We start from the raw sequence: 18,079 nt of genomic DNA on the forward strand, positions 1-18,079 counted from the left end.
GCAGGCATCAGATGGATACACCGGAAGACGGATTTCGACGCACCCGAATCGTCACCGGGGCCCTCGTGGCATTCGGAGTCGTGGGCGTTGTCGGCGGAACAGTACTTGCCTATTCGGATACGCAGGCCACGCCGATCACAGCGACCACAGACGAAACCAAGCAATCGAGCAGTGCACCTGGCGGCAATTCGACTCCGAACTCGCAATCGAAAACTACCTCAACCGCGGCGGCACCGAAGACCTCGAGCGGAAGTTCTACTCCCCACGCTCGATCGGCCGGATCGTGACCACCTCCCTGAGCGTCGCGAGTTCCATGTGGAGGGTGTGGGGCCTCGAAGCCACGGTCGTGGTGACAAAACCCGAGGCGATTCCATCTGCCAGGTCGATAATCGACGAGCGCCTTCTCGAAATAGAATTGGCATGCAGTCGATTTCGTGACGATTCAGAGATTCGAGCTCTCGAAAAGTCGACAGGCCTACCGGTCGAAGTGAGTAGCACGCTTGCCCGGCTGATCCAGACAGCACTCGATGGCGCCGAGTGCACGGACGGCGCCGTCGACCCGACCATCGGCGCAGCGCTCGTCGCGCTCGGATACGACCGCGATTTCGCGCAGATCGAAGGCAGGGACGTGCCGATCAAGACATCGTTCGTCTCTACTCCGCAGTGGACCTCGGTCAAACTCGACGGACAAAAGGTCACAGTTCCCTCGGGCGTCCAACTCGACCTCGGGGCAACGGCAAAGGCCCTCGCAGCAGACGAATGTGCGCACGCCGTCAGCATGTCACTCGACTGCGGTGTCCTGGTGTGCCTCGGCGGAGACATCGCTACCGCCGGACCGGCGCCGGACGGTGGGTGGATCGTTCTCGTCCAAGACGGCGACGACGCCCCGGCCGATACGGTCGCCATTCCAGGCGGGACAGCCATCGCTACATCCAGCACCAGGAAGCGTCGATGGTCGCAAAACGGTAGACACGTGCACCACATCGTCGATCCGCGGAGTGGCACCAGCGTTGATGCCGCATGGCAGACGGTCACCGTCGGCGCGGACAGTTGTGTGTCGGCAAACCTCGCGAGCACCGCATGCATCGTCCGAGGTTTCGAAGGTGCGCGGGACCTCATGAACACGGGCCTACCGGTGCGACTGGTGGACCGTGCAGGTGAGATCCGCCTACTGAACGGATGGCCGACGGAAGATGCGGTCGCCACCGGCAGACGGGAACCCTAGTCGTGGACGAAGCACTGTGGGCATTGGGTCGAGGGACAGGTATCACCGCTCTCGTGTTCATGACGATGTCGATGGTTCTCGGAATCGTCACACGGTCTGGGAGAGCTCTAGCGGGACTACCTCGATTCGGCGTGCAGAACGTGCACAGGGACGCCGCCTTGATCGGGGTGATCCTCGTAGTCGTACACATGCTGGCACTGTTGGCCGATCCGTACGCACAACTGAAACTCGTCGACTTCGTCTTCCCCTTCCTGGGTAACTATCGTGCCTTCTGGCTCGGACTGGGCACCCTTGCGTTCGATGTTCTGTTAGCGGTGTCCTTGACAGGACTACTGCGAAATCGCCTAGGAAACAGAACTTTTCGCGTCGTTCATTGGAGCGCGTACGCTCTGTGGCCGATCGCGTTCGCGCACGGACTGGGAAACGGAACGGACTCAGGACACACGTGGTTTCTCGCCATCGCCATCGGATCGGCCGTCGCGGTGACCGGAGCAGTTCTCTGGCGACTCCGGACAGACTTCGTCGAATTCTCGACCCTGCGCCTCATGGAAAGGACGTGACGTGACAACCGAATCCACCTATGCGGGCCTTCTCGCCGCATGCTCACCCGATCTAGCCACCCACACGGCCCTCCACGGCCACAACCCACGCTCGTCGCCGGGTACCTTGAGCCGCCTACTCGCCGATGCCGGTCTCCACGGGAAAGGCGGGGCGGCATTTTCGACTGCGCGAAAACTCGATTCCGTAACTGGACGGCGTGTTGTGGTTATCGCAAACGGTAGCGAAGGCGAACCGCTCAGCGACAAGGATGCAGTTCTTCTCGAACGTGCGCCGCACCTCGTCCTCGACGGCTTACAACTCGTCGCACACGAGTGCGGAAGCGAAGAAACATATCTGTACGCAGGATCGCAACTGCTTCAATTCGTACGGAATGCGTTGAAAGAAAGAAGGACTGCCGGGCTGACCGAGCCTTTGGTCACACTCGTGGCTTCACCGAAGACATTCATCAGCGGCGAGACATCCGCGGTAGTCGGAACGATCGAAGGCCGAGCACCCATTCCTCGAGACCGCTCGGTACACAGCACCGTGGCCGGGCTGAACGGACGACCCACAGTGGTTCACAATGTAGAGACACTGGCGCACATCGCTCTCATCGCCCGATACGGACCCGAGTGGTTCCGCACGCGAGGGCTGGGCGACGCGTCGGGGACGACCTTGATCACCCTGTCAGGCGATGTGACCGTGAGTGGTGTCGTCGAGATCCCGATGGGAATTCCATTGGATCAGTTGGTGACCCAGTATGCGCGTACTGATACTCCGTCTATCAGAGCAGTCCTCGTCGGCGGGTTTCACGGAGGTTGGATCGATGCGCAAGACTTGCCAACCACCACCATGACAACAACGGCTTTGGTGACGGTCGGTGCTTCGCTCGGCGCCGGAGTCATTCACGTACTGGGTCACGCAAGGTGTGGTCTGAAGACTTCGGCCGACATCGTTGAGTATCTCGCCGATCAAAGCGCTCGGCAGTGTGGACCGTGCATCAACGGAATGCCCCGACTGGCACGCGCGTTATCCGAGATTGCCTATCGCTCAGGGTCGGTCCATACCCAGGAGTCGATCCGATATCTGGCAGATCTGGTCGAGGGGCGTGGAGCATGCAAACATCCGGACGGGGCAGTGAGATTGGTGAGGAGCTCCCTTCACGTTTTCCAGCACGATCTCCGAATGCATGCCGCAGGAGCCTGCGAGGTCAACACACGGATGGGAGCGGCATCATGAGCACAAAATCGCCCAAAGTCCTACACATCGATTGGACTACATGTGAAGGTCGAGGACTGTGCACAGAATTGCTGCCGACCCTGCTGACGCGCGACGAATGGGGATATCCACTCCCACACGATCGCCGACGTGAGCCACACATTCCCGCCGAACTCGAAACGGATGCCCAACGCGCCGTCAAACTCTGTCCCAGAGCGTCATTGAGGGTTCTCTCGGGTCAGGATCGATGAAAATCTGTTTCCATGCACAGATCCCGACTCCGCAATCAGTCCATACTGTCGACATCGATCATCGACCGCCGAGCGGCAGCGCTCCCCCACCGACGGGGTAGGGAGGGAGCGTTCCCGCAAGTGTCGGTGTCAATGTGGTCGCAGACGGATCGGAACGACCGAGAGTGAATTTCCGAACTTCGGCACCACTTCCGTCGCTGCCGCTGACGAGGAGATCCGCGCCGGTGGTCGTGCTCGTCGTGGCTACTCCGACACCCGTCCCTGGACCGGCGAACGGATCGAAGGATGCAACTTCCCGAAACACCACGTCCGTCGAATGATGATCTGGGCTCTCCAGGTACATCTCGGGCGCACCGTCGAGCCTCGATCCACTCGAGAAGACGCGGACGGATCCTTCGCCTCCGAGCATGCCTGCCACTATCGACTTTGCTCCGCCCTCGGCGCCGGCCACCCAACCCGTCGACAGAGACACCCCGTCGCGGTAGTCCTGATCGAATGCCAAGAACTGTGATGTCGTTGCCGGACCAGCCGTATGACCTGCGTGTTCATCGGAGCCGCCCTGCGCAGCCGCCGTCGGTTCGTACAGGTCGTAGCGGAACGTCTTGATCAAGGGCTCCTCGCCCGCACCGGGTGCTGTCACGATGCTCGCTCGACCGGAGTGACTGTCAACCATTCCGGTTGCGAACGTGACTCCGCTACTCGATCCGGGGTACGGCGAGAACGAACCGAATTCTGTGGGTGCGGACCTCTTGTCCGCCGGAAGGTCGGTGGAGTAGATCTTGACCTGCGACTCCATCCCTGGGCCTGATGCAACGATGATGTTGTCTGCCAGTGCATTTCCGTCGATGTCGACACCGCCGACGTTCACTCCACCGCGGAAACCCACATCGAAGGGGGCGAATCTTGCCAACTCGTCGGTGAACGGCACGCCGCCGACTGCGTTGTACGCCACCACTTCCGGAGCCGAGCCTGCACCTGTTCCAGCGACCAGATCAAGCACCATGTCTCCGTTCACGTCCGCCATCGCAACACTCGGGGTGCCTTCGAACGACGGGAAGGGCGTCACAGCAGTGATCAGTTTGTCGCCGTTGGCATCGAATATCTGCACCTTGGCGGGCACGCCGGCCGAACCAGGTATCGCGACGGCATATGTCGATACCTCGGGAATCACGTTGACAGTCGCCATCAAACCGTTGTCCTCGTGATTGAGTCGGTGGCAGTGAATCACAAAGGTTCCGGTGTACTCGGTGAACTTCGTCCGCAACGTCACCGATGCTGGTTCCAGCGCATTCTCGTTCTCGTCCGTCACCGGCGCCGGCACGTTCACGTTGTCGATTCCCCAGGGCTGAACGCCCGTCGTGGTACCTGCGACGGGATCCACAACTTCCGTTACCTGGAAGTCGTTGACGTGAATATGCATCGGGTGTTCGTCGTTGTTGAGGTTCGTGATCTTCCATTCCTCAACGGAATTCAGTCGCGGTTGAATCAGCGGAATGTTGGGGAACGTGTTGTCGGCGAATTCGTAGGTGAAGGCCTTCGGATCGCTGTTGCTGGCCTTCTCGTTTCCGAACCCACCGGACACTGTGAGATTGCGGGTCACGTCGGGCGTCATCGCTGCGGTATCCACGAACGAGGTGTAGGTATCGAGCTTCTGTCCGAACTCGAAGGGAGTCGTCTTTCCTTCACCCTCGTCTGGCGTCGCACGGATCAACTGCTGAGTCGGGAACGTGAAGAATCCGTCCGCGTAACTGATCACCGACGGGTCGACGGTGACGGTTCCGAGTTCGGCGGGCGGATTGTCGGTACCGTTGTTGGTGTAGAGAATGCCTGGATTGCTCACCGGCTTCGCACCTTCGAGCGGTGGCATCTCCAGCACCAGATCGCCGGACTCCGGCATCGTCACTGCGATTGCGTATCGCGAGGCCGGCGGAATCACCAGCCTGGTTCCGTCCCCATCCACGGGTGGCCTGACCTCGTCGAACGGGTTTCCGTCCTGCCCTACGATGGCGAACTTCGGATGGGCGCCGGTTGCGGTTTCCGTCAACGTGACCGGCATGTAGGCAAAGTCGCTGATGTTGGCAAGCACCCAGATCTCGGTCTGCCCCGGCTTCAGTTTCAGCGACGGCTGGAACTGACCGTTCACGGTGTACTGCACATCGCGTTGGTTGTCCGGCAGTGAGGGATCGGCCGGTACAGTCGTCGATTCACCCACGAAGCTCTGCAGATTGCCTGGAACGAATTGATTCTGTCCACGATGATTGGCCGGGGACAACGGTCCGGTGTACCAGTTGGTGAAATACTGCGCGCCCTCGGTGGTGTCCGAGAAATTCATCGGAGCAAGGCTCGGACGGTACGTGCCGTCGGCTAGTTCCGTACCGGCGGGTGGCGTCAACGTACTGACGAATTGGGGCCAGTTCGCGTCGTTGAGCTGTCGGCCCTTTCCTTTTCGGTCGAATACGAAGTTGTACTGCAGTGCCATATCGCGAATCGGAACGTCGTTTGCCGTCACGACAGGCAGATTGCCGTCCGGCCGGCCGATTTCCAGTAGCCCGGCCAGGCCCATGTACGTCTGCTGGGCGGTGAGGGTGTGCCGGTGACTGTGATACCAGTACAGACCGTTCGGCATCGTCCCCGGAATCGCGTAGTCGTACACGTTTCCCTGGCCGGCGGGAATGTTGAGCAACACGTTGTCCGCATTGCCGTCCGGACTCACGTGCACTCCGTGCGTGTGCAGATTCAGCGGAGCCGACGTCAGCGCCGGCGGATAGATCGGCACGTCCCCGCCCGCCGGTGTGAATGCCGGATCGTAGAAGTCCTGGATCGTGAGATCCTGCAAATCGTTGTCGTAATGAATGATCAATCGCTCTCCGGGATTGACGCGGAGAGTCGGCGCCGGATAGACGTCACTCGCCGAGGTCGATCCGTCCGACGCCGTACCGCGGATGACCTCGTACCCGAAGAGCAGAAAATTCGACACGGGCGCCGAAGCGGTATCGAGCGGAATCACTCCCTGATGAGCGGACAAGCGCACCTCGAGAACACCATCTCGGCTACTCAGTTTCACCGGCTCCCGATAGTCGACGGCGGTTCCGCCAGAGCCGTAATTGCCGCCCACCTCGGGCGCCGATTCACCGGAGGTACACGCGGCCAACGCCATAGTCATGGACACCACTACTGCTGCGGCTAACGACTTTCCTCGCAGTGCGATCACTGGTTTCCCCGTTCCATGGTGGCGTGAGGTACGTCCGATCAGCGCTCACCAGCCTATCGAGAAAACATCGGCTGAACAGGATATTCACGACAAATCGCCCACCTAAGGCCTGCGTGAGTGCTGCACCTTGCAAGCAGTCTCAGCAAACCGATCAGAAATCGAGAAGCACAGCCACGAGACCCGCAATTACGTTGAAACACATGAACACACCACAGAAGTCCACTTCCGACCACACGTCGCCAATCCACACATCAGCAGGGAGCGCCCAGATGACCACCGCGAAATCCGTGATACTCGACGTTCCCGACCTCGCGGCAGCCGAAGCCTTCTACAACGCTCTCGGCGTCGGAGATCGAATCCAGCTACGCGAATCGAACGAACCGACAACAGGGTTTCGTGGGTACACCCTTTCGCTCGTCGTCTCCCAACCGAACATCGTCGACGCCTTCGTCGGCGCAGCACTCGCAGCCGGTGCCACCGCCTTGAAGCCTGTCAAGAAATCCCTCTGGGGATACGGCGGAGTCGTCCAGGCTCCAGACGGTTCGATCTGGAAGATCGCCACGTCGTCGAAGAAGAACGACGGGCCGGCCACCCGCACGATCGACAGCCTCGTGCTGCTGCTCGGCGCCGAAGACGTCAAGGCCAGCAAGCAGTTCTACCTCGACCGCGGACTCGAGGTGTCCAAGAGCTTCGGTCGCAAGTACGTCGAATTCACCAGTGCAGCAAACAATGTGACACTCGCACTGTATGGTCGCCGCGCTTTGGCAAAGGATGCCGGGGTTGCTCCGGAAGGCACCGGATCACACCGTCTGACCGTTGCCGGCGCGTCTGAAACCTTCACAGACCCAGACGGTTTCGCCTGGGAAGCCGCCTGCGCTTGACATCAAGCACAGATCACCGGGAAGGCGGCCGGTATCAGACTTCGGAGTTGGCCGCGTCATGCGCCGGGTACGCATGCACCAAGGCAGTAGCGAGTTTGGGCACCGCGTGAGTGAGCGAATGCTCGGCGCTGTGTGCAATCGCATGAGCTTCGGCAAGTGTTGCCCGGGGATCGATGTCGAGTTCTGCATCGGCATGCAGTCGGTGTCCGATCCACCGCATCTTCAGATCACGAACACCGAGGACTCCAGGTTCGTGCATCAATGCATGCTCTGCGTCGTCCACCAACTCAGGTTCGACGCCGTCCATCAACCTCCGGAAGACGTCTCGCGCTGCAGTCCTGAGCACCGCCACGATGGCAACGGTGATGACAAGGCCGATGATCGGATCTGCCAACGGGAAACCCAGCGCAACTCCCCCCGCCCCCAGAAGGACTGCGAGCGAAGTGAATCCGTCGGTCCGAGCATGCAATCCATCGGCCACCAGGGCCGCTGAACCGATTTGCCTGCCGACCCTGATCCGATACAACGCCACCAATTCGTTTCCGATGAAACCGATCAAACCTGCCGCCGCTACCCAACCGAGGTGCTCGATCTCGACCGGGTTGATCAATCGCCTCACCGCCTCGACACCGGCGATCACTGCCGACAGTGCGATCATGGCGAGCACGAACAGTCCGGCCAAATCCTCCGCACGCCCGAAACCATAGGTATAGCGCCTGGTCGCAGCGCGCCGACCGAGCGCGAAGGCAATCCAGAGTGGGACTGCCGTGAGCGCGTCGGAGAAGTTGTGAATGGTGTCCGCCAGCAGCGCCACCGAACCCGAGATCGCCACGATCGCAACCTGAGCAACTGCGGTGACTCCGAGCGCGACAAGACTGATCTTGACCGCCCGGATGCCGATTGCGCTCGATTCCAATGCGTCGTCGACACTGTCGGCAGCGTCGTGACTGTGCGGCGAGAACACTTCGCGGACTGCCGATCGAAATCCCTTCGGCCCGTGGCCATGGGGGTGGCCGTGGCCGTGGGACGTCTTGGGTTCGTGCGTCACGACGCACCTTCTTCTTGATCGGTCCGATCGACGTTCGCCGAGCGCTCCGGGTGTATCTCCCGAAGTTCACCTTCACTACGGTGATGCCCCGGCAATCCGGGTCCGGCATGCTCCGCATTGAAGACCGCGTCCGTAACCAGTTGGCGCACATGGTCGTTCTCCAGGCGATAGAACACCGTCGTACCATCGCGGCGCGTTCGTACCAACCTTGCCATGCGCAATTTCGCCAGGTGCTGCGACACCGAGGGCGCCGGCTTGCCGACGCGTTCCGCCAGTTCGTTCACCGAGCACTCGCGGTCTACCAATGCCCACAAAACCTGCACACGGGTTGCGTCGGCCAGCATGCGGAACACCTCGACGACGAGGTCGACTTGATCATCGGGAAGCTTACGGCGACAAACACCACTATCTGCGTTCATACGTAGATAGTAGATCATGCTGGACGCCGAAGATGACCTCTCGTCGATTCACCAGTTGTGCAAAGCTTGGCGGCAGAGCCCTTCGCCACTCGCAGACCGGGAGACAACGATGAGTACCGACGATTGGAACGCAGGAATCATTGCGGAATTTCGGGAGAACGAGGGCAAGGTAGGTGGCCCCTTCGAAGGTGCGCCCATGGTGTTGGTCCACCACACAGGACGCAAATCCGGACGCGATTTCGTGAGTCCCATGATGTATCTGGCAGACGAGCAGGATCCGAAGACCATCTACGTTTTTGCATCCAAGGCCGGTGCCCCGACCAATCCCGACTGGTACTACAACCTCGTTGCCACCGACCAGGCAGAGGTCGAGATCGGCACCGAAACATACCCGGTCTCCGTCAGCGAAGTAACCGGCGAAAAGCGTGACCGCATCTACGACGAGCAGGCCAGTCGATACCCGGGATTTGCCGAATACGCGGAGAAGACCGCTGGGATCCGCACAATCCCGGTGGTAGCCCTGACTCGCGCGTAAATCCTGGTAGCACCTCCCAGTCGTTTCCATTCGGAAACGGCTGGGATCGTTTGTACGGAATCAGGTCGCTGAAGAGGCTTTGACCTCACCCTTCGCATGCCGTCCGAGCAGCACGTATCCGACCCAGGATCCGACAACCACTGTCGCCGCGAGCGCCTGTACAAGGCCTTCGATACTCGCCGGATAGAACACACCGGTGATGTAGTGCGAGATGAATCCGGTGGACGGCAACTCCGCGATCCCGGCCATCCGGCGGGCCCAGTTCTCGAGATTGGTCAGCGGGCAGTCATATCCGACCGCTATCGAACCGGCTCCCCAGACGACTGCAAGTAGGTGGAAACCGATGGTACGACGCCACTTCCACGCCACGAACCCACCCAGCACCACATAGAGGACAAACCCGAAGTGAACGAACACCGTTACTACTTCGATGAGCCGATACACCATCGTCGTCTCCGCTCGTGGCGCGGAAGTCCCGCAACAACCAGACTAATCCGATGTTAGTCCTCGTAGAGGTGATCTACCCGGTGTATGCAGCGGTCGTGCGAGCAGCGGCGGCTGCAGCCGCATCCGGGTCGTCGCCCGATGCGATCGCAGCTTCGGCCCACAGTTCACTGCTTCCCGCGATGAATGCCTTGGCCTCGTCGCTCGCCGACCACTCGGGTGTCTCGAGTGGCGTCGCGATCCCCAGTTCCACGTGTCGAGCCAGCCCGAGCAGTCCCATGTCCCACCCGACGCCGACGGCACCTGGACCGTACTCGGCCCACCGATCCGGCTCCACGTCCGCGGCGTGTGCGAAGTCGAACAGAATTGCACGACGGCGCTCCTTGGTTCGGGAAAACTTCAGCTCAGGCGCTGCTGTAGATGTACCGCTACCTCTTCTCCAGCGGCGCTCTTGCCGATCGCCTTGCACAGCGCCACGCGCAGCGGAAGCCAGTGTGGACCGTCACCGGACGGCATCAGCGTCGCCTCGAAGGGATGCTCACCATCGAGGGTTCCGAGCACCTTCACAGCGCGTCTGGTTCCCAGAAGTTCCGCCGAGCCGGGCACGGTCAAGAACGTTGCGAACGCACCGTCTTTCTCGATGGGAGCGGTGAACGAGTAATCGAGCGGTTGTGGAGTCTTGTCAGTGGCCATCTCGCGTCACTGCTCAGCAGCGAGCAGGACGTCGGTGTCGAAACACGTGTGAGTGCCGGTGTGGCACGCGGCGCCCTCCTGATCGACGATCAGCAAGACGGAATCGCCGTCACAGTCGAGTCGCACCTCGTGCACGTACTGGGTGTGCCCGGAGGTCTCTCCCTTGACCCAGTACTGCTGCCGCGAGCGCGAATAGTACGTCCCCTTACGGGTTTCCAGTGTTCGCGCGAGCGCTTCGTCGTCCATCCACGCGACCATCAGCACATCACCGGTCGACTTCTCCTGCGCAACCGCGCTGAACAGTCCGGCGTCGTTTCGCTTCAGCTTCGCCGCGATTGCGGGATCAAGACTCATATGACGTTTATACCTTCCACCTGTGACTTCCGTGGAATTCCCCTGCACGGCCGCCCTAGAATGGAAGTTCCTTCGCTTCTCGCTCTGGAAGAAGATCCGACATGAACCATCAACGTCATGACGGTCCGCACCCGGAGTACATCTGCCATCTCGCGAACCCGAGTACCGATCGCGTCCGAACCCGCCACGTCGTTCTCGGCATCGGCCCAGGTGCTACCAGCAAGAATGTACTCAGCTACGCACTGACGCTTGCCGCCAAGGAGGATTCAGCCCTCCACGTCGTTCACTGCATCACGTCCGAGGACCTACCTGTCGAAACCGACTCACCAGAATTCGAAACGCGTCTGCACGACGAGATGGTGTCGCAACGCGAGCAGACAACCTCGGCACTTGCCTCGCACGCCGACACCTGGACGTACGACTGCACCTATGGAGACCCGGCCGGTGTCATTCTCGCAACCGCGGACAAATACGACGCATTTACCATCGTGATCGGATCTCCGCGAAAAGGCGCTGCCTCCGCGGTGAGCCGACTGATGCACATCTCGGTCACTTCCCGACTGAACCGGCAGAACCGTTATCCCGTGATATCGGTTCCGACCGGAGTCAGCTCGGCAAGATAGCCGAACACGGGACAAGCCCGCCTAGATGATCGAATAGTCCTCGAGCGGAAAGCGTTTCGCTTCGACGAACGCATTCCGTGTAGACGTGGGCCGCAGAATCGCAGCCTCGCCGTGCTGATTGAAGTAATAGCTTCGTGCAGTCTGGCAACTACCGCCGTAGAAGACGGAGTCCGCCAGGTTCTCGGTCATCCGGTCGAGAAACTCGGCGTTGGCAGTTTCGGTGACCTCGAATGTTTCCGCGCCGCGCCGTTTCACCTCGCCGAACAGTCGATCCATGTGCTGCATCTGGGATTCGATCGTCGTGAAGTAGGACAACCCGCTGTACGAGTACGGACTGGCGAGCGTGAGGAAATTGGGGAAATACGGAACCGCGACCCCTTCGTAGGCCTGGAAACGGTTGTCGCGCCACCACTTACCGAGGTTTCGTCCCTCTCGACCGATAACCTCGATGGCTGGAAAATTCACATCCCAGAGGTTGAATCCCGTTGCCAGCACCAAGGTGTCGATCTCGGTCTTGCGACCGTCGGCGGTGACGATTCCGTCGGCAGCGATGTGGTCGATCGGCGTCGTTTCGAGATGCACGTTGTCCTTGGTGAACGTACGGAAGTAGCTGTTGGAAAATGTGGGACGCTTGCACCCGAAGTCGTAGTCCGGTGTGAGTTGTTTGCGAAGGCTGGCGTCGCTGACCTGGGACCGCAGAAACGCACGTGATGCGGCCGCCGCACCCTTGTTCAACAGTTTGACCTGCTTGTAGTGCAGGACCGCGCTGACCATGATCATTTCTAGGATCGACGAACTGACAGCGCGCGCGATTCGCTGGGTGAGCGGAATACGCGAGAACAGCTTCTGCACTGCATTCGGAATGGGGACGTCGATCTTGGGAACCACCCAGATCGGCGTGCGCTGGTAGACGGTCAACTCTGCGGCCTGACGCGCCACCTCGGGGATCAACTGCACAGCGGTGGCGCCGGTTCCGATGATTGCGGTCTTGGTGCCGGACAGATCGTAGGAATCGTCCCAGGCCGTGGTGTGGATGATCTTGCCGGCGAAGTCGTCGATACCGGAGATGTCGGGCCGATGCGGTTGCGAGAGGAAACCCGTCGCAGTCAGGAGGTACTTGGCAGTGATGTCCGGCGCGCCTTCGACGGATACGACCCAGTGCGAGGAATCCTCGTCCCAGCGGGCTCCGTTGACCACGGCACCGAACGTCATGTGCTTCCGCAGATCGTACTTGTCCGCGACGTGATCGGCGTACTTCTTCAGTTCCGCGCCCGGTGCGAAAAGCCTGGACCAGTTCGGATTGGGCTCGAACGAATACGAGTAGGTGACCGACGCGATGTCGACAGCCAGACCGGGATAGCGGTTGACGTGCCAGGTTCCACCCAGATCGTCCTCGCGCTCGAGGATCGCCAGGTTGTTCAGGCCCAGCCGCTTGAGTTGAATGGCCGCACCCATTCCGCCGAAGCCCGCCCCCACTACTACTGCGTCGTACTGCACTGCCATCGGAGAATCCCTCTCGTGAACTGCACATCAGAAAAACTGCACATCAGAAACTGACACGTCATTCCGTTATTGAGAACGGTATCATTCCTGATGTGACGAAGGCCATGACCAGAGCGGAACGAAAAAAGGCGGAATTGCGCCGCGAGATCATCGACGCATCATTCGAGTGCTTCGCCCAGCGCGGCTATCACGCAACCGGAATTGCCGACATCGCAACAACTCTCGGAATCGGCCATGGGACCTTCTACCGGTACTTCGAGAACAAGCGCGACATCATCGATCACGTCATCGACGATCTCGTCGCAAAGATCATCAGCGCACTGGCCACCGAGAATGCTCCCGACGCCGCCAGCACACTGGACGAGTACCGCGCCCAAGTGGGACGGATCGCCGAGGCGCTCCCCCGCATCTTCTTCGACGACCCCCGCATCCCGCGGGTTCTGCTGTTCGAGACGACGGGCGTCGACGCCGATCTGACGGGCCGGATGCTCGATCTACTCGACCAGTCGGCTTCGTTGACCGCGGCGTACCTGCACCACGGAGTCGAATGCGGCTATCTACGCGCCGACCTCGATGTCGACAACACTGCCCACGCCGTCAACGGCATGATGCTGGCAAGTGCGATTCAAGGATTGCGAGCCGGTTCGTCCGTCGACTGCACGGCGTTGAACCAAGCCATCAGCCGCCTCATGTTCGACGGAATCCGCGCCGAGAACGCCTAGCGAACGACGATTCCCTCGGCACGCATCGCATCCTTGACCTCCGGGATGCTCAGATCGCCGAAGTGGAAGACACTTGCTGCGAGAACTGCGTCTGCGCCCGCTTCGACTGCAGGGGCAAAGTGCTCGACCAGGCCGGCACCGCCACTGGCGATCACCGGTACGTGGACTGCCGCCCGGACAGCGCGGATCATCAGAAGGTCGAAGCCCGCTTTGGTGCCGTCGGCATCCATCGAGTTGAGCAGGATCTCCCCCACTCCCAACTCTGCACCACGCTCGGCCCACTCGACAGCGTCGATCCCGGTGCCGCGCTTGCCCCCGTGCGTCGTGACCTCCCACCCCGACGGTGTGTCCGGCTGCCCCTGGGGAACGGTGCGGGCATCGACCGAGAGGACGATGCACTGCGAGCCGAAACGCTCACTCAGTTCCTTCAGCAGTTCCGGGCGCGCAATCGCCGCGGTGTTGACGCTGACCTTGTCGGCACCGGCACGCAGCAGACGATCGACATCCGCGACCGTGCGCACTCCACCGCCGACGGTCAGAGGAATGAAAACCTGCTCGGCAGTGCGACTTACGACGTCGAGCATCGTGCCGCGATCCGACGTGGAGGCGGTCACGTCCAGGAAGGTCAGTTCGTCGGCGCCCTGAGCGTCGTACGCTGCCGCGAGTTCCACCGGATCTCCGGCGTCGCGAAGATTCTCGAAATTGACACCCTTGACCACTCGCCCGGCGTCGACGTCGAGGCACGGAATCACACGAACTGCGAGGGTCATGACTGTGGTCCTCCTGAGGACGAAGCGCGCGGATCACCGAGCGCGTTGAGGATATCGAGAATCTCACCGTGGATGCCCGGAGCGGCAGCGAGCACCGACTCCGATTCTACGGTCCACGGGCGGCCGGCCAGGTCGGTGACCACCCCGCCCGCACCGCGAACGAGCGCGACCCCGGCCGCGTTGTCCCACGCGTTGCGGCCGTAGACGATCGCACCGCCCAGGATGCCGGCCGCGGTGAAGGCCAGATCGACTCCGGTTGAACCGTGTATCCGGATCCGCGAGGACACCTTGCTGATCTCGGCGAGGAGGTCGAGACGGAAACTGCCGGGGATCCGCCCTCGACTGTTGACGTTGAGCGCACCCAAGCCGACGATCGACGACGCCAGATCGGTTGGCTCCAGCGGCGGTACGGCGATTCCATTGACCAACAACGGACCGCCGGCGCGAGTCGCGTACGTGTGACCGATCAATGGAAGCCAGGTCAATCCGAGCACCGGGACACCGTCGTCGAGAAGCGCCAACAACGTTCCGGCAGTGGGCAATCCGGCCGAGTAGTTGAAAGTACCGTCAACGGGGTCGAGAACCCAGACGAGCCCGGAACCGACGTCGGGACCGCCGAATTCCTCGCCGTGCACCTCGATGCCGGTCTGCTCGAACAACTCCGCGGTCAACCGCTTCTCGAGCGCAAGATCGACCTCGGTGGCAAAATCACCCCAGCCCTTGCGGACCGCACTCGGGGCGCCGACACCGGAGACGAACTGATCGTGGACGCCGTCGAGAAGCCGACCCGCAATCGCGAGAAGTTCGTCGAGGTCACGCGTCGGAGTCATCTGGAAAATCTATCCGGAAACTGCTGCCAGTGCTTCGGGGAGAGTGAAGCGACCGGCATACAATGCCTTGCCCACGATCGCGCCCTCGACACCCTGATCAACCAGGCTGGAAATGGCGAGTAGATCCTCGATGGTCGACACACCACCGGAGGCGACGACGTGCGCGTCGGTGACCGCGCAGACCTGGCTGAGAAGTTCGAGATTGGGACCGGTGAGTGTGCCGTCCTTGGAGACGTCGGTGACGACGTAACGAGTGCAGCCGTCACGGTCCAGACGCGCGAGGGTCTCCCACAGATCGCCGCCGTCGGTGACCCAGCCGCGACCACGGGTGCGGTACTGACCGTCGACGAGACGAACATCGAGGCCGACAGCGATCTTGTCGCCGTACTTGGCCAATGCACGCGCACACCACTCGGGATCCTCGATAGCGGCAGTACCGAGATTCACGCGAGCACAGCCGGTGGCCAGTGCGGCTTCCAGGGAAGCGTCGTCGCGGATTCCACCGGACAGTTCCACCTTGACCGTCAGGTCGCCGATGACGCCGGCCAACAGTTCACTGTTGGACCCACGCCCGAAAGCAGCGTCGAGGTCGACAAGATGCACCCATTCGGCACCGTCGTTCTGCCACGCAAGAGCAGCGTCGCGGGGCGACCCGTAACCGGTCTCACTTCCCGCCTCTCCTTGCACGAGGCGAACAGCTTCACCGTTGACGACATCTACAGCAGGCAAAAGGACCAGGCTCACGTGCGGTAACCCTAGTAGGTCAGGACCTCGAACCGTCTTCCGGGTCACCGAACGCTTTTCGGGTCATCCGCTTGGATACGACGCCCATTGCCGCAATCGCAGCGGCGACCCCCACGAGACCGATCACGAGGCCGACGCCCGGCGATGGTTTGAGAACAACGATGACGACAGTTGCGACCGCCAGCGCAGCCACAGCGGCGCCGAGCGAGAACAACGCCAGACGAGCGAGGGAGAAATCGTCACCGCGGTTCGGTCCGGATCCCCCGGTCACAAACTCTGCACCCAGTTGCTCAGCAGCTCGGCGCCCGCGTCACCGGATTTCTCGGGGTGGAACTGCGTTGCCGACAACGCACCGTTCTCGACGGCAGCGAGGAACTTTCCGCCGTGATCGGCCCATGTCAGCTTCGGGGGTGCAATGTGCTCGGACGGCGCGAGCTCCCAACTCTGCACACCGTAGGAGTGGACGAAGTAGAAGCGGGTATCGGCGTCTATGCCCTTGAACAGGGTGCTGGACTCCGGAGCCTCCACGGTGTTCCAGCCCATGTGCGGCAGGACCTCTGCTTGCAGCCTCTCCACGGTGCCGGGCCATTCGCCACAGCCCTCCGCCTCGACACCGAATTCGACTCCCCGGTCGAACAGAATCTGCATGCCGACGCAGATGCCCAGCACCGGTCGGCCACCGGCCAGGCGTCTGCCGATGATTCGGTCACCCTGCACTGCACGCAGACCTTCCATGCAGGCCGCGAACGCGCCGACGCCGGGCACCACGAGACCGTCGGCCGCCAGTGCAACCTTCATGTCGTTGGTCACCTCCACCTGCGCCCCGGTGCGCGCCAGTGCGCGAGTAGCCGAATGCAGGTTGCCGGAGCCGTAATCGAGTACAGCAATCGTGGAAGCGCTCATGCCCCAACTCTATCGGGCAACCCTGCTGCCGATCACTTTGCCGCCCGCGGCCAGTGCCGGGAGCAGAGCGACAACGACCGCGGAGACCGCGAAGACCCACGCATAGCCGGCAGTCGTGGCCACGAATCCCAACGCCAGTGCACCGATTCCGGTGCCGGCGTCGTAGCCGATGTTCCAGATCGCGCTGGCGGATCCGAGTTGCCTCGGGCCGGCAGCCTGAAACGCCATGACCAAGGACTCGTTCTGTACCGCCCCGAACCCCAGCCCGAAAAGGACCGCCGCGCAGAACAAGACCGGCGTCGACCCGCCGTCGACGTTGATCGCGAACAGCACCAATCCGATGGTCGACGACGCCAATGCCGGCGCGAGTGTCCGACCACTGCCGAGACGATCGGCGATCAGGCCCGCCGAGTACCGGCCGATCAACATCGATCCACTGGCGGTCGCCAACACCACACCTGCAACGGCCGCGCGCTCCGAGATTGCGATCGGCAGTAGAGACGACAGCCCGCCGAACGACGCGGACACGCACGCCAGAGCGAGCACCGGAACCAAGACGGCGAACACACTCAGTCGAACGGATTCCCCGGTCGGCTGGGCGAAGATCTTCGGCAACCCGGCAATAGCCACCAGCGCGAGCGCCGGGATCAGCGCACCGAGGACGAACACCGGTGTCGCCGACCACCGTTCCATGATCGCAAGCCCCAGCGGAAGCCCCGCCATTTGTGACGCTGCGATCGCGATTCCCTGAGCACCGGTGGCACGGCCCAGAATTCGTTTGGGCGCCAACTCCGCCACCAGTGCACTGCCGGCCACCGTCAGCATGCCGAAACCGATGCCACGCACCGCGGAAACCGCCAGGACAGGGCCGGCGTCGGCCGAGATCAACAGCACCAACGACGGTGGGCCGAGGAGCAGACACCCGACCGCCAGCACGCGCCGGTAGCCCTGCGTCCGCAACAACCGAGGCACGAGCAGTTGCGTCAAGACCGTGGCCGCCATGAAGACACCGGTCACCGATCCGGCAAGCGCATCCGATCCGCCGGACTGCGCAACCAGCAACGGCACCACCGGCAACAGCAACGACCAGCCACCGAAAGCTGCTGCCGCCATGATCAGGACACCGATCATGCCCGGAGTGCGAAGCAACCCCGGCGATGGAGCA

At 61.6% G+C, this 18,079-nt stretch carries 23 protein-coding genes; 9 read left to right on the top strand and 14 right to left on the bottom strand.

Features of this window, described 5'->3' with window-relative positions:
- The first annotated feature begins 11 nt into the window (after positions 1-11).
- From RA302_RS16350 to RA302_RS16370, 5 genes are read left to right on the top strand one after another with little or no spacing between them, the layout of a single operon-like run.
- The gene (locus RA302_RS16350) at positions 12-287 is read left to right on the top strand and encodes a hypothetical protein (protein ID WP_021333646.1); all 276 of its coding nucleotides are present in this window, start codon (positions 12-14) and stop codon (positions 285-287) included.
- Positions 284-1,225 (top strand): FAD:protein FMN transferase, encoded by a 942-nt coding sequence (locus RA302_RS16355; protein ID WP_021333647.1) that lies wholly within the window; start codon positions 284-286, stop codon positions 1,223-1,225. Before RA302_RS16350 ends, RA302_RS16355 begins: the two co-directional genes overlap by 4 nt.
- Before the next feature lie 2 nt (positions 1,226-1,227).
- Positions 1,228-1,785, top strand: coding sequence for a ferric reductase-like transmembrane domain-containing protein (locus RA302_RS16360; protein ID WP_021333648.1), 558 nt, complete (start codon positions 1,228-1,230; stop codon positions 1,783-1,785).
- Position 1,786: 1 nt separating this feature from the next.
- On the top strand, positions 1,787-3,004 hold the full coding sequence (locus RA302_RS16365; protein ID WP_231915780.1) for an NADH-ubiquinone oxidoreductase-F iron-sulfur binding region domain-containing protein: 1,218 nt from the start codon (positions 1,787-1,789) through the stop codon (positions 3,002-3,004).
- On the top strand, positions 3,001-3,234 hold the full coding sequence (locus tag RA302_RS16370; protein WP_082900857.1) for a ferredoxin: 234 nt from the start codon (positions 3,001-3,003) through the stop codon (positions 3,232-3,234). The genes RA302_RS16365 and RA302_RS16370 overlap by 4 nt, the downstream gene beginning before the upstream one ends.
- A gap of 58 nt (positions 3,235-3,292) precedes the next feature.
- On the opposite strand, the gene RA302_RS16375 is transcribed toward RA302_RS16370, so the two are convergent.
- Positions 3,293-6,397, bottom strand: a complete 3,105-nt coding sequence (locus RA302_RS16375; RefSeq protein WP_176742017.1) for a multicopper oxidase domain-containing protein — start codon at positions 6,395-6,397, stop codon at positions 3,293-3,295.
- Between the two features lie 317 nt (positions 6,398-6,714).
- Between RA302_RS16375 and RA302_RS16380 the strand changes: the two genes are divergently transcribed.
- Positions 6,715-7,326, top strand: coding sequence for a glyoxalase (locus RA302_RS16380; protein ID WP_021333651.1), 612 nt, complete (start codon positions 6,715-6,717; stop codon positions 7,324-7,326).
- A gap of 34 nt (positions 7,327-7,360) precedes the next feature.
- On the opposite strand, the gene RA302_RS16385 is transcribed toward RA302_RS16380, so the two are convergent.
- Positions 7,361-8,374: a cation diffusion facilitator family transporter gene (locus tag RA302_RS16385; RefSeq protein WP_070161676.1), complete on the bottom strand. Its 1,014-nt coding sequence runs from the start codon at positions 8,372-8,374 to the stop codon at positions 7,361-7,363.
- On the bottom strand, positions 8,371-8,793 hold the full coding sequence (locus RA302_RS16390; RefSeq protein WP_003942406.1) for a metalloregulator ArsR/SmtB family transcription factor: 423 nt from the start codon (positions 8,791-8,793) through the stop codon (positions 8,371-8,373). The genes RA302_RS16385 and RA302_RS16390 overlap by 4 nt, the downstream gene beginning before the upstream one ends.
- 109 nt (positions 8,794-8,902) lie before the next feature.
- Between RA302_RS16390 and RA302_RS16395 the strand changes: the two genes are divergently transcribed.
- Positions 8,903-9,328, top strand: coding sequence for a nitroreductase/quinone reductase family protein (locus RA302_RS16395; protein ID WP_029255500.1), 426 nt, complete (start codon positions 8,903-8,905; stop codon positions 9,326-9,328).
- A 60-nt stretch (positions 9,329-9,388) separates the two neighbouring features.
- Here the strand turns inward: RA302_RS16395 and RA302_RS16400 are convergent, their stop codons facing one another.
- The 4 genes from RA302_RS16400 to hisI all read right to left on the bottom strand — a co-directional run bounded on the left by RA302_RS16400 (position 9,389) and on the right by hisI (position 10,819).
- Positions 9,389-9,775, bottom strand: a complete 387-nt coding sequence (locus RA302_RS16400) for a DUF2784 domain-containing protein (protein WP_003942402.1) — start codon at positions 9,773-9,775, stop codon at positions 9,389-9,391.
- Positions 9,776-9,848: 73 nt separating this feature from the next.
- Entirely contained in the window at positions 9,849-10,109 is a 261-nt protein-coding gene (locus RA302_RS16405) for a hypothetical protein (RefSeq protein ID WP_223304508.1), read from the bottom strand.
- Positions 10,110-10,171: 62 nt separating this feature from the next.
- Positions 10,172-10,465 carry a DUF1905 domain-containing protein gene (locus RA302_RS16410; protein WP_042449548.1) on the bottom strand — a complete coding sequence of 98 codons (294 nt, stop codon included), beginning with the start codon at positions 10,463-10,465 and terminating at the stop codon, positions 10,172-10,174.
- 6 nt (positions 10,466-10,471) lie between these two features.
- Positions 10,472-10,819 carry a phosphoribosyl-AMP cyclohydrolase gene (hisI, locus tag RA302_RS16415; RefSeq protein ID WP_003942390.1) on the bottom strand — a complete coding sequence of 116 codons (348 nt, stop codon included), beginning with the start codon at positions 10,817-10,819 and terminating at the stop codon, positions 10,472-10,474.
- A 101-nt stretch (positions 10,820-10,920) separates the two neighbouring features.
- Here hisI and RA302_RS16420 point away from each other — a divergent pair, with 101 nt between their 5' ends.
- Positions 10,921-11,442: a universal stress protein gene (locus RA302_RS16420; RefSeq protein WP_050655349.1), complete on the top strand. Its 522-nt coding sequence runs from the start codon at positions 10,921-10,923 to the stop codon at positions 11,440-11,442.
- A 21-nt stretch (positions 11,443-11,463) separates the two neighbouring features.
- Here RA302_RS16420 and RA302_RS16425 read toward each other — a convergent pair whose 3' ends face one another.
- The gene (locus RA302_RS16425; RefSeq protein WP_030537063.1) at positions 11,464-12,945 is read right to left on the bottom strand and encodes an NAD(P)/FAD-dependent oxidoreductase; all 1,482 of its coding nucleotides are present in this window, start codon (positions 12,943-12,945) and stop codon (positions 11,464-11,466) included.
- Between the two features lie 92 nt (positions 12,946-13,037).
- Between RA302_RS16425 and RA302_RS16430 the strand changes: the two genes are divergently transcribed.
- Positions 13,038-13,667 (top strand): TetR/AcrR family transcriptional regulator, encoded by a 630-nt coding sequence (locus RA302_RS16430; RefSeq protein WP_037126827.1) that lies wholly within the window; start codon positions 13,038-13,040, stop codon positions 13,665-13,667.
- Here RA302_RS16430 and hisF read toward each other — a convergent pair.
- From hisF to RA302_RS16460, 6 genes are read right to left on the bottom strand one after another with little or no spacing between them, the layout of a single operon-like run.
- The gene (hisF, locus tag RA302_RS16435) at positions 13,664-14,437 is read right to left on the bottom strand and encodes an imidazole glycerol phosphate synthase subunit HisF (RefSeq protein ID WP_003942380.1); all 774 of its coding nucleotides are present in this window, start codon (positions 14,435-14,437) and stop codon (positions 13,664-13,666) included. The genes RA302_RS16430 and hisF overlap by 4 nt on opposite strands.
- Positions 14,434-15,267 (bottom strand): inositol monophosphatase family protein, encoded by an 834-nt coding sequence (locus tag RA302_RS16440; RefSeq protein ID WP_003942414.1) that lies wholly within the window; start codon positions 15,265-15,267, stop codon positions 14,434-14,436. The genes hisF and RA302_RS16440 overlap by 4 nt, the downstream gene beginning before the upstream one ends.
- 9 nt (positions 15,268-15,276) lie before the next feature.
- Entirely contained in the window at positions 15,277-16,011 is a 735-nt protein-coding gene (gene priA / locus RA302_RS16445) for a bifunctional 1-(5-phosphoribosyl)-5-((5-phosphoribosylamino)methylideneamino)imidazole-4-carboxamide isomerase/phosphoribosylanthranilate isomerase PriA (RefSeq protein ID WP_003942371.1), read from the bottom strand.
- A gap of 19 nt (positions 16,012-16,030) precedes the next feature.
- Positions 16,031-16,282 carry a hypothetical protein gene (locus tag RA302_RS16450; RefSeq protein WP_050655347.1) on the bottom strand — a complete coding sequence of 84 codons (252 nt, stop codon included), beginning with the start codon at positions 16,280-16,282 and terminating at the stop codon, positions 16,031-16,033.
- The gene (hisH, locus tag RA302_RS16455) at positions 16,279-16,914 is read right to left on the bottom strand and encodes an imidazole glycerol phosphate synthase subunit HisH (protein WP_003942389.1); all 636 of its coding nucleotides are present in this window, start codon (positions 16,912-16,914) and stop codon (positions 16,279-16,281) included. Before hisH ends, RA302_RS16450 begins: the two co-directional genes overlap by 4 nt.
- A 9-nt stretch (positions 16,915-16,923) precedes the next feature.
- Complete coding sequence (locus RA302_RS16460; protein ID WP_042449554.1) at positions 16,924-18,045, bottom strand: MFS transporter; 1,122 nt, start codon at positions 18,043-18,045, stop codon at positions 16,924-16,926.
- Between the last annotated feature and the right edge of the window lie 34 nt (positions 18,046-18,079).

The sequence above is a fragment of the Rhodococcus sp. DN22 genome, assembly GCF_036669995.1.
Classification (GTDB): Bacteria; Actinomycetota; Actinomycetes; order Mycobacteriales; family Mycobacteriaceae; genus Rhodococcus_F; species Rhodococcus_F erythropolis.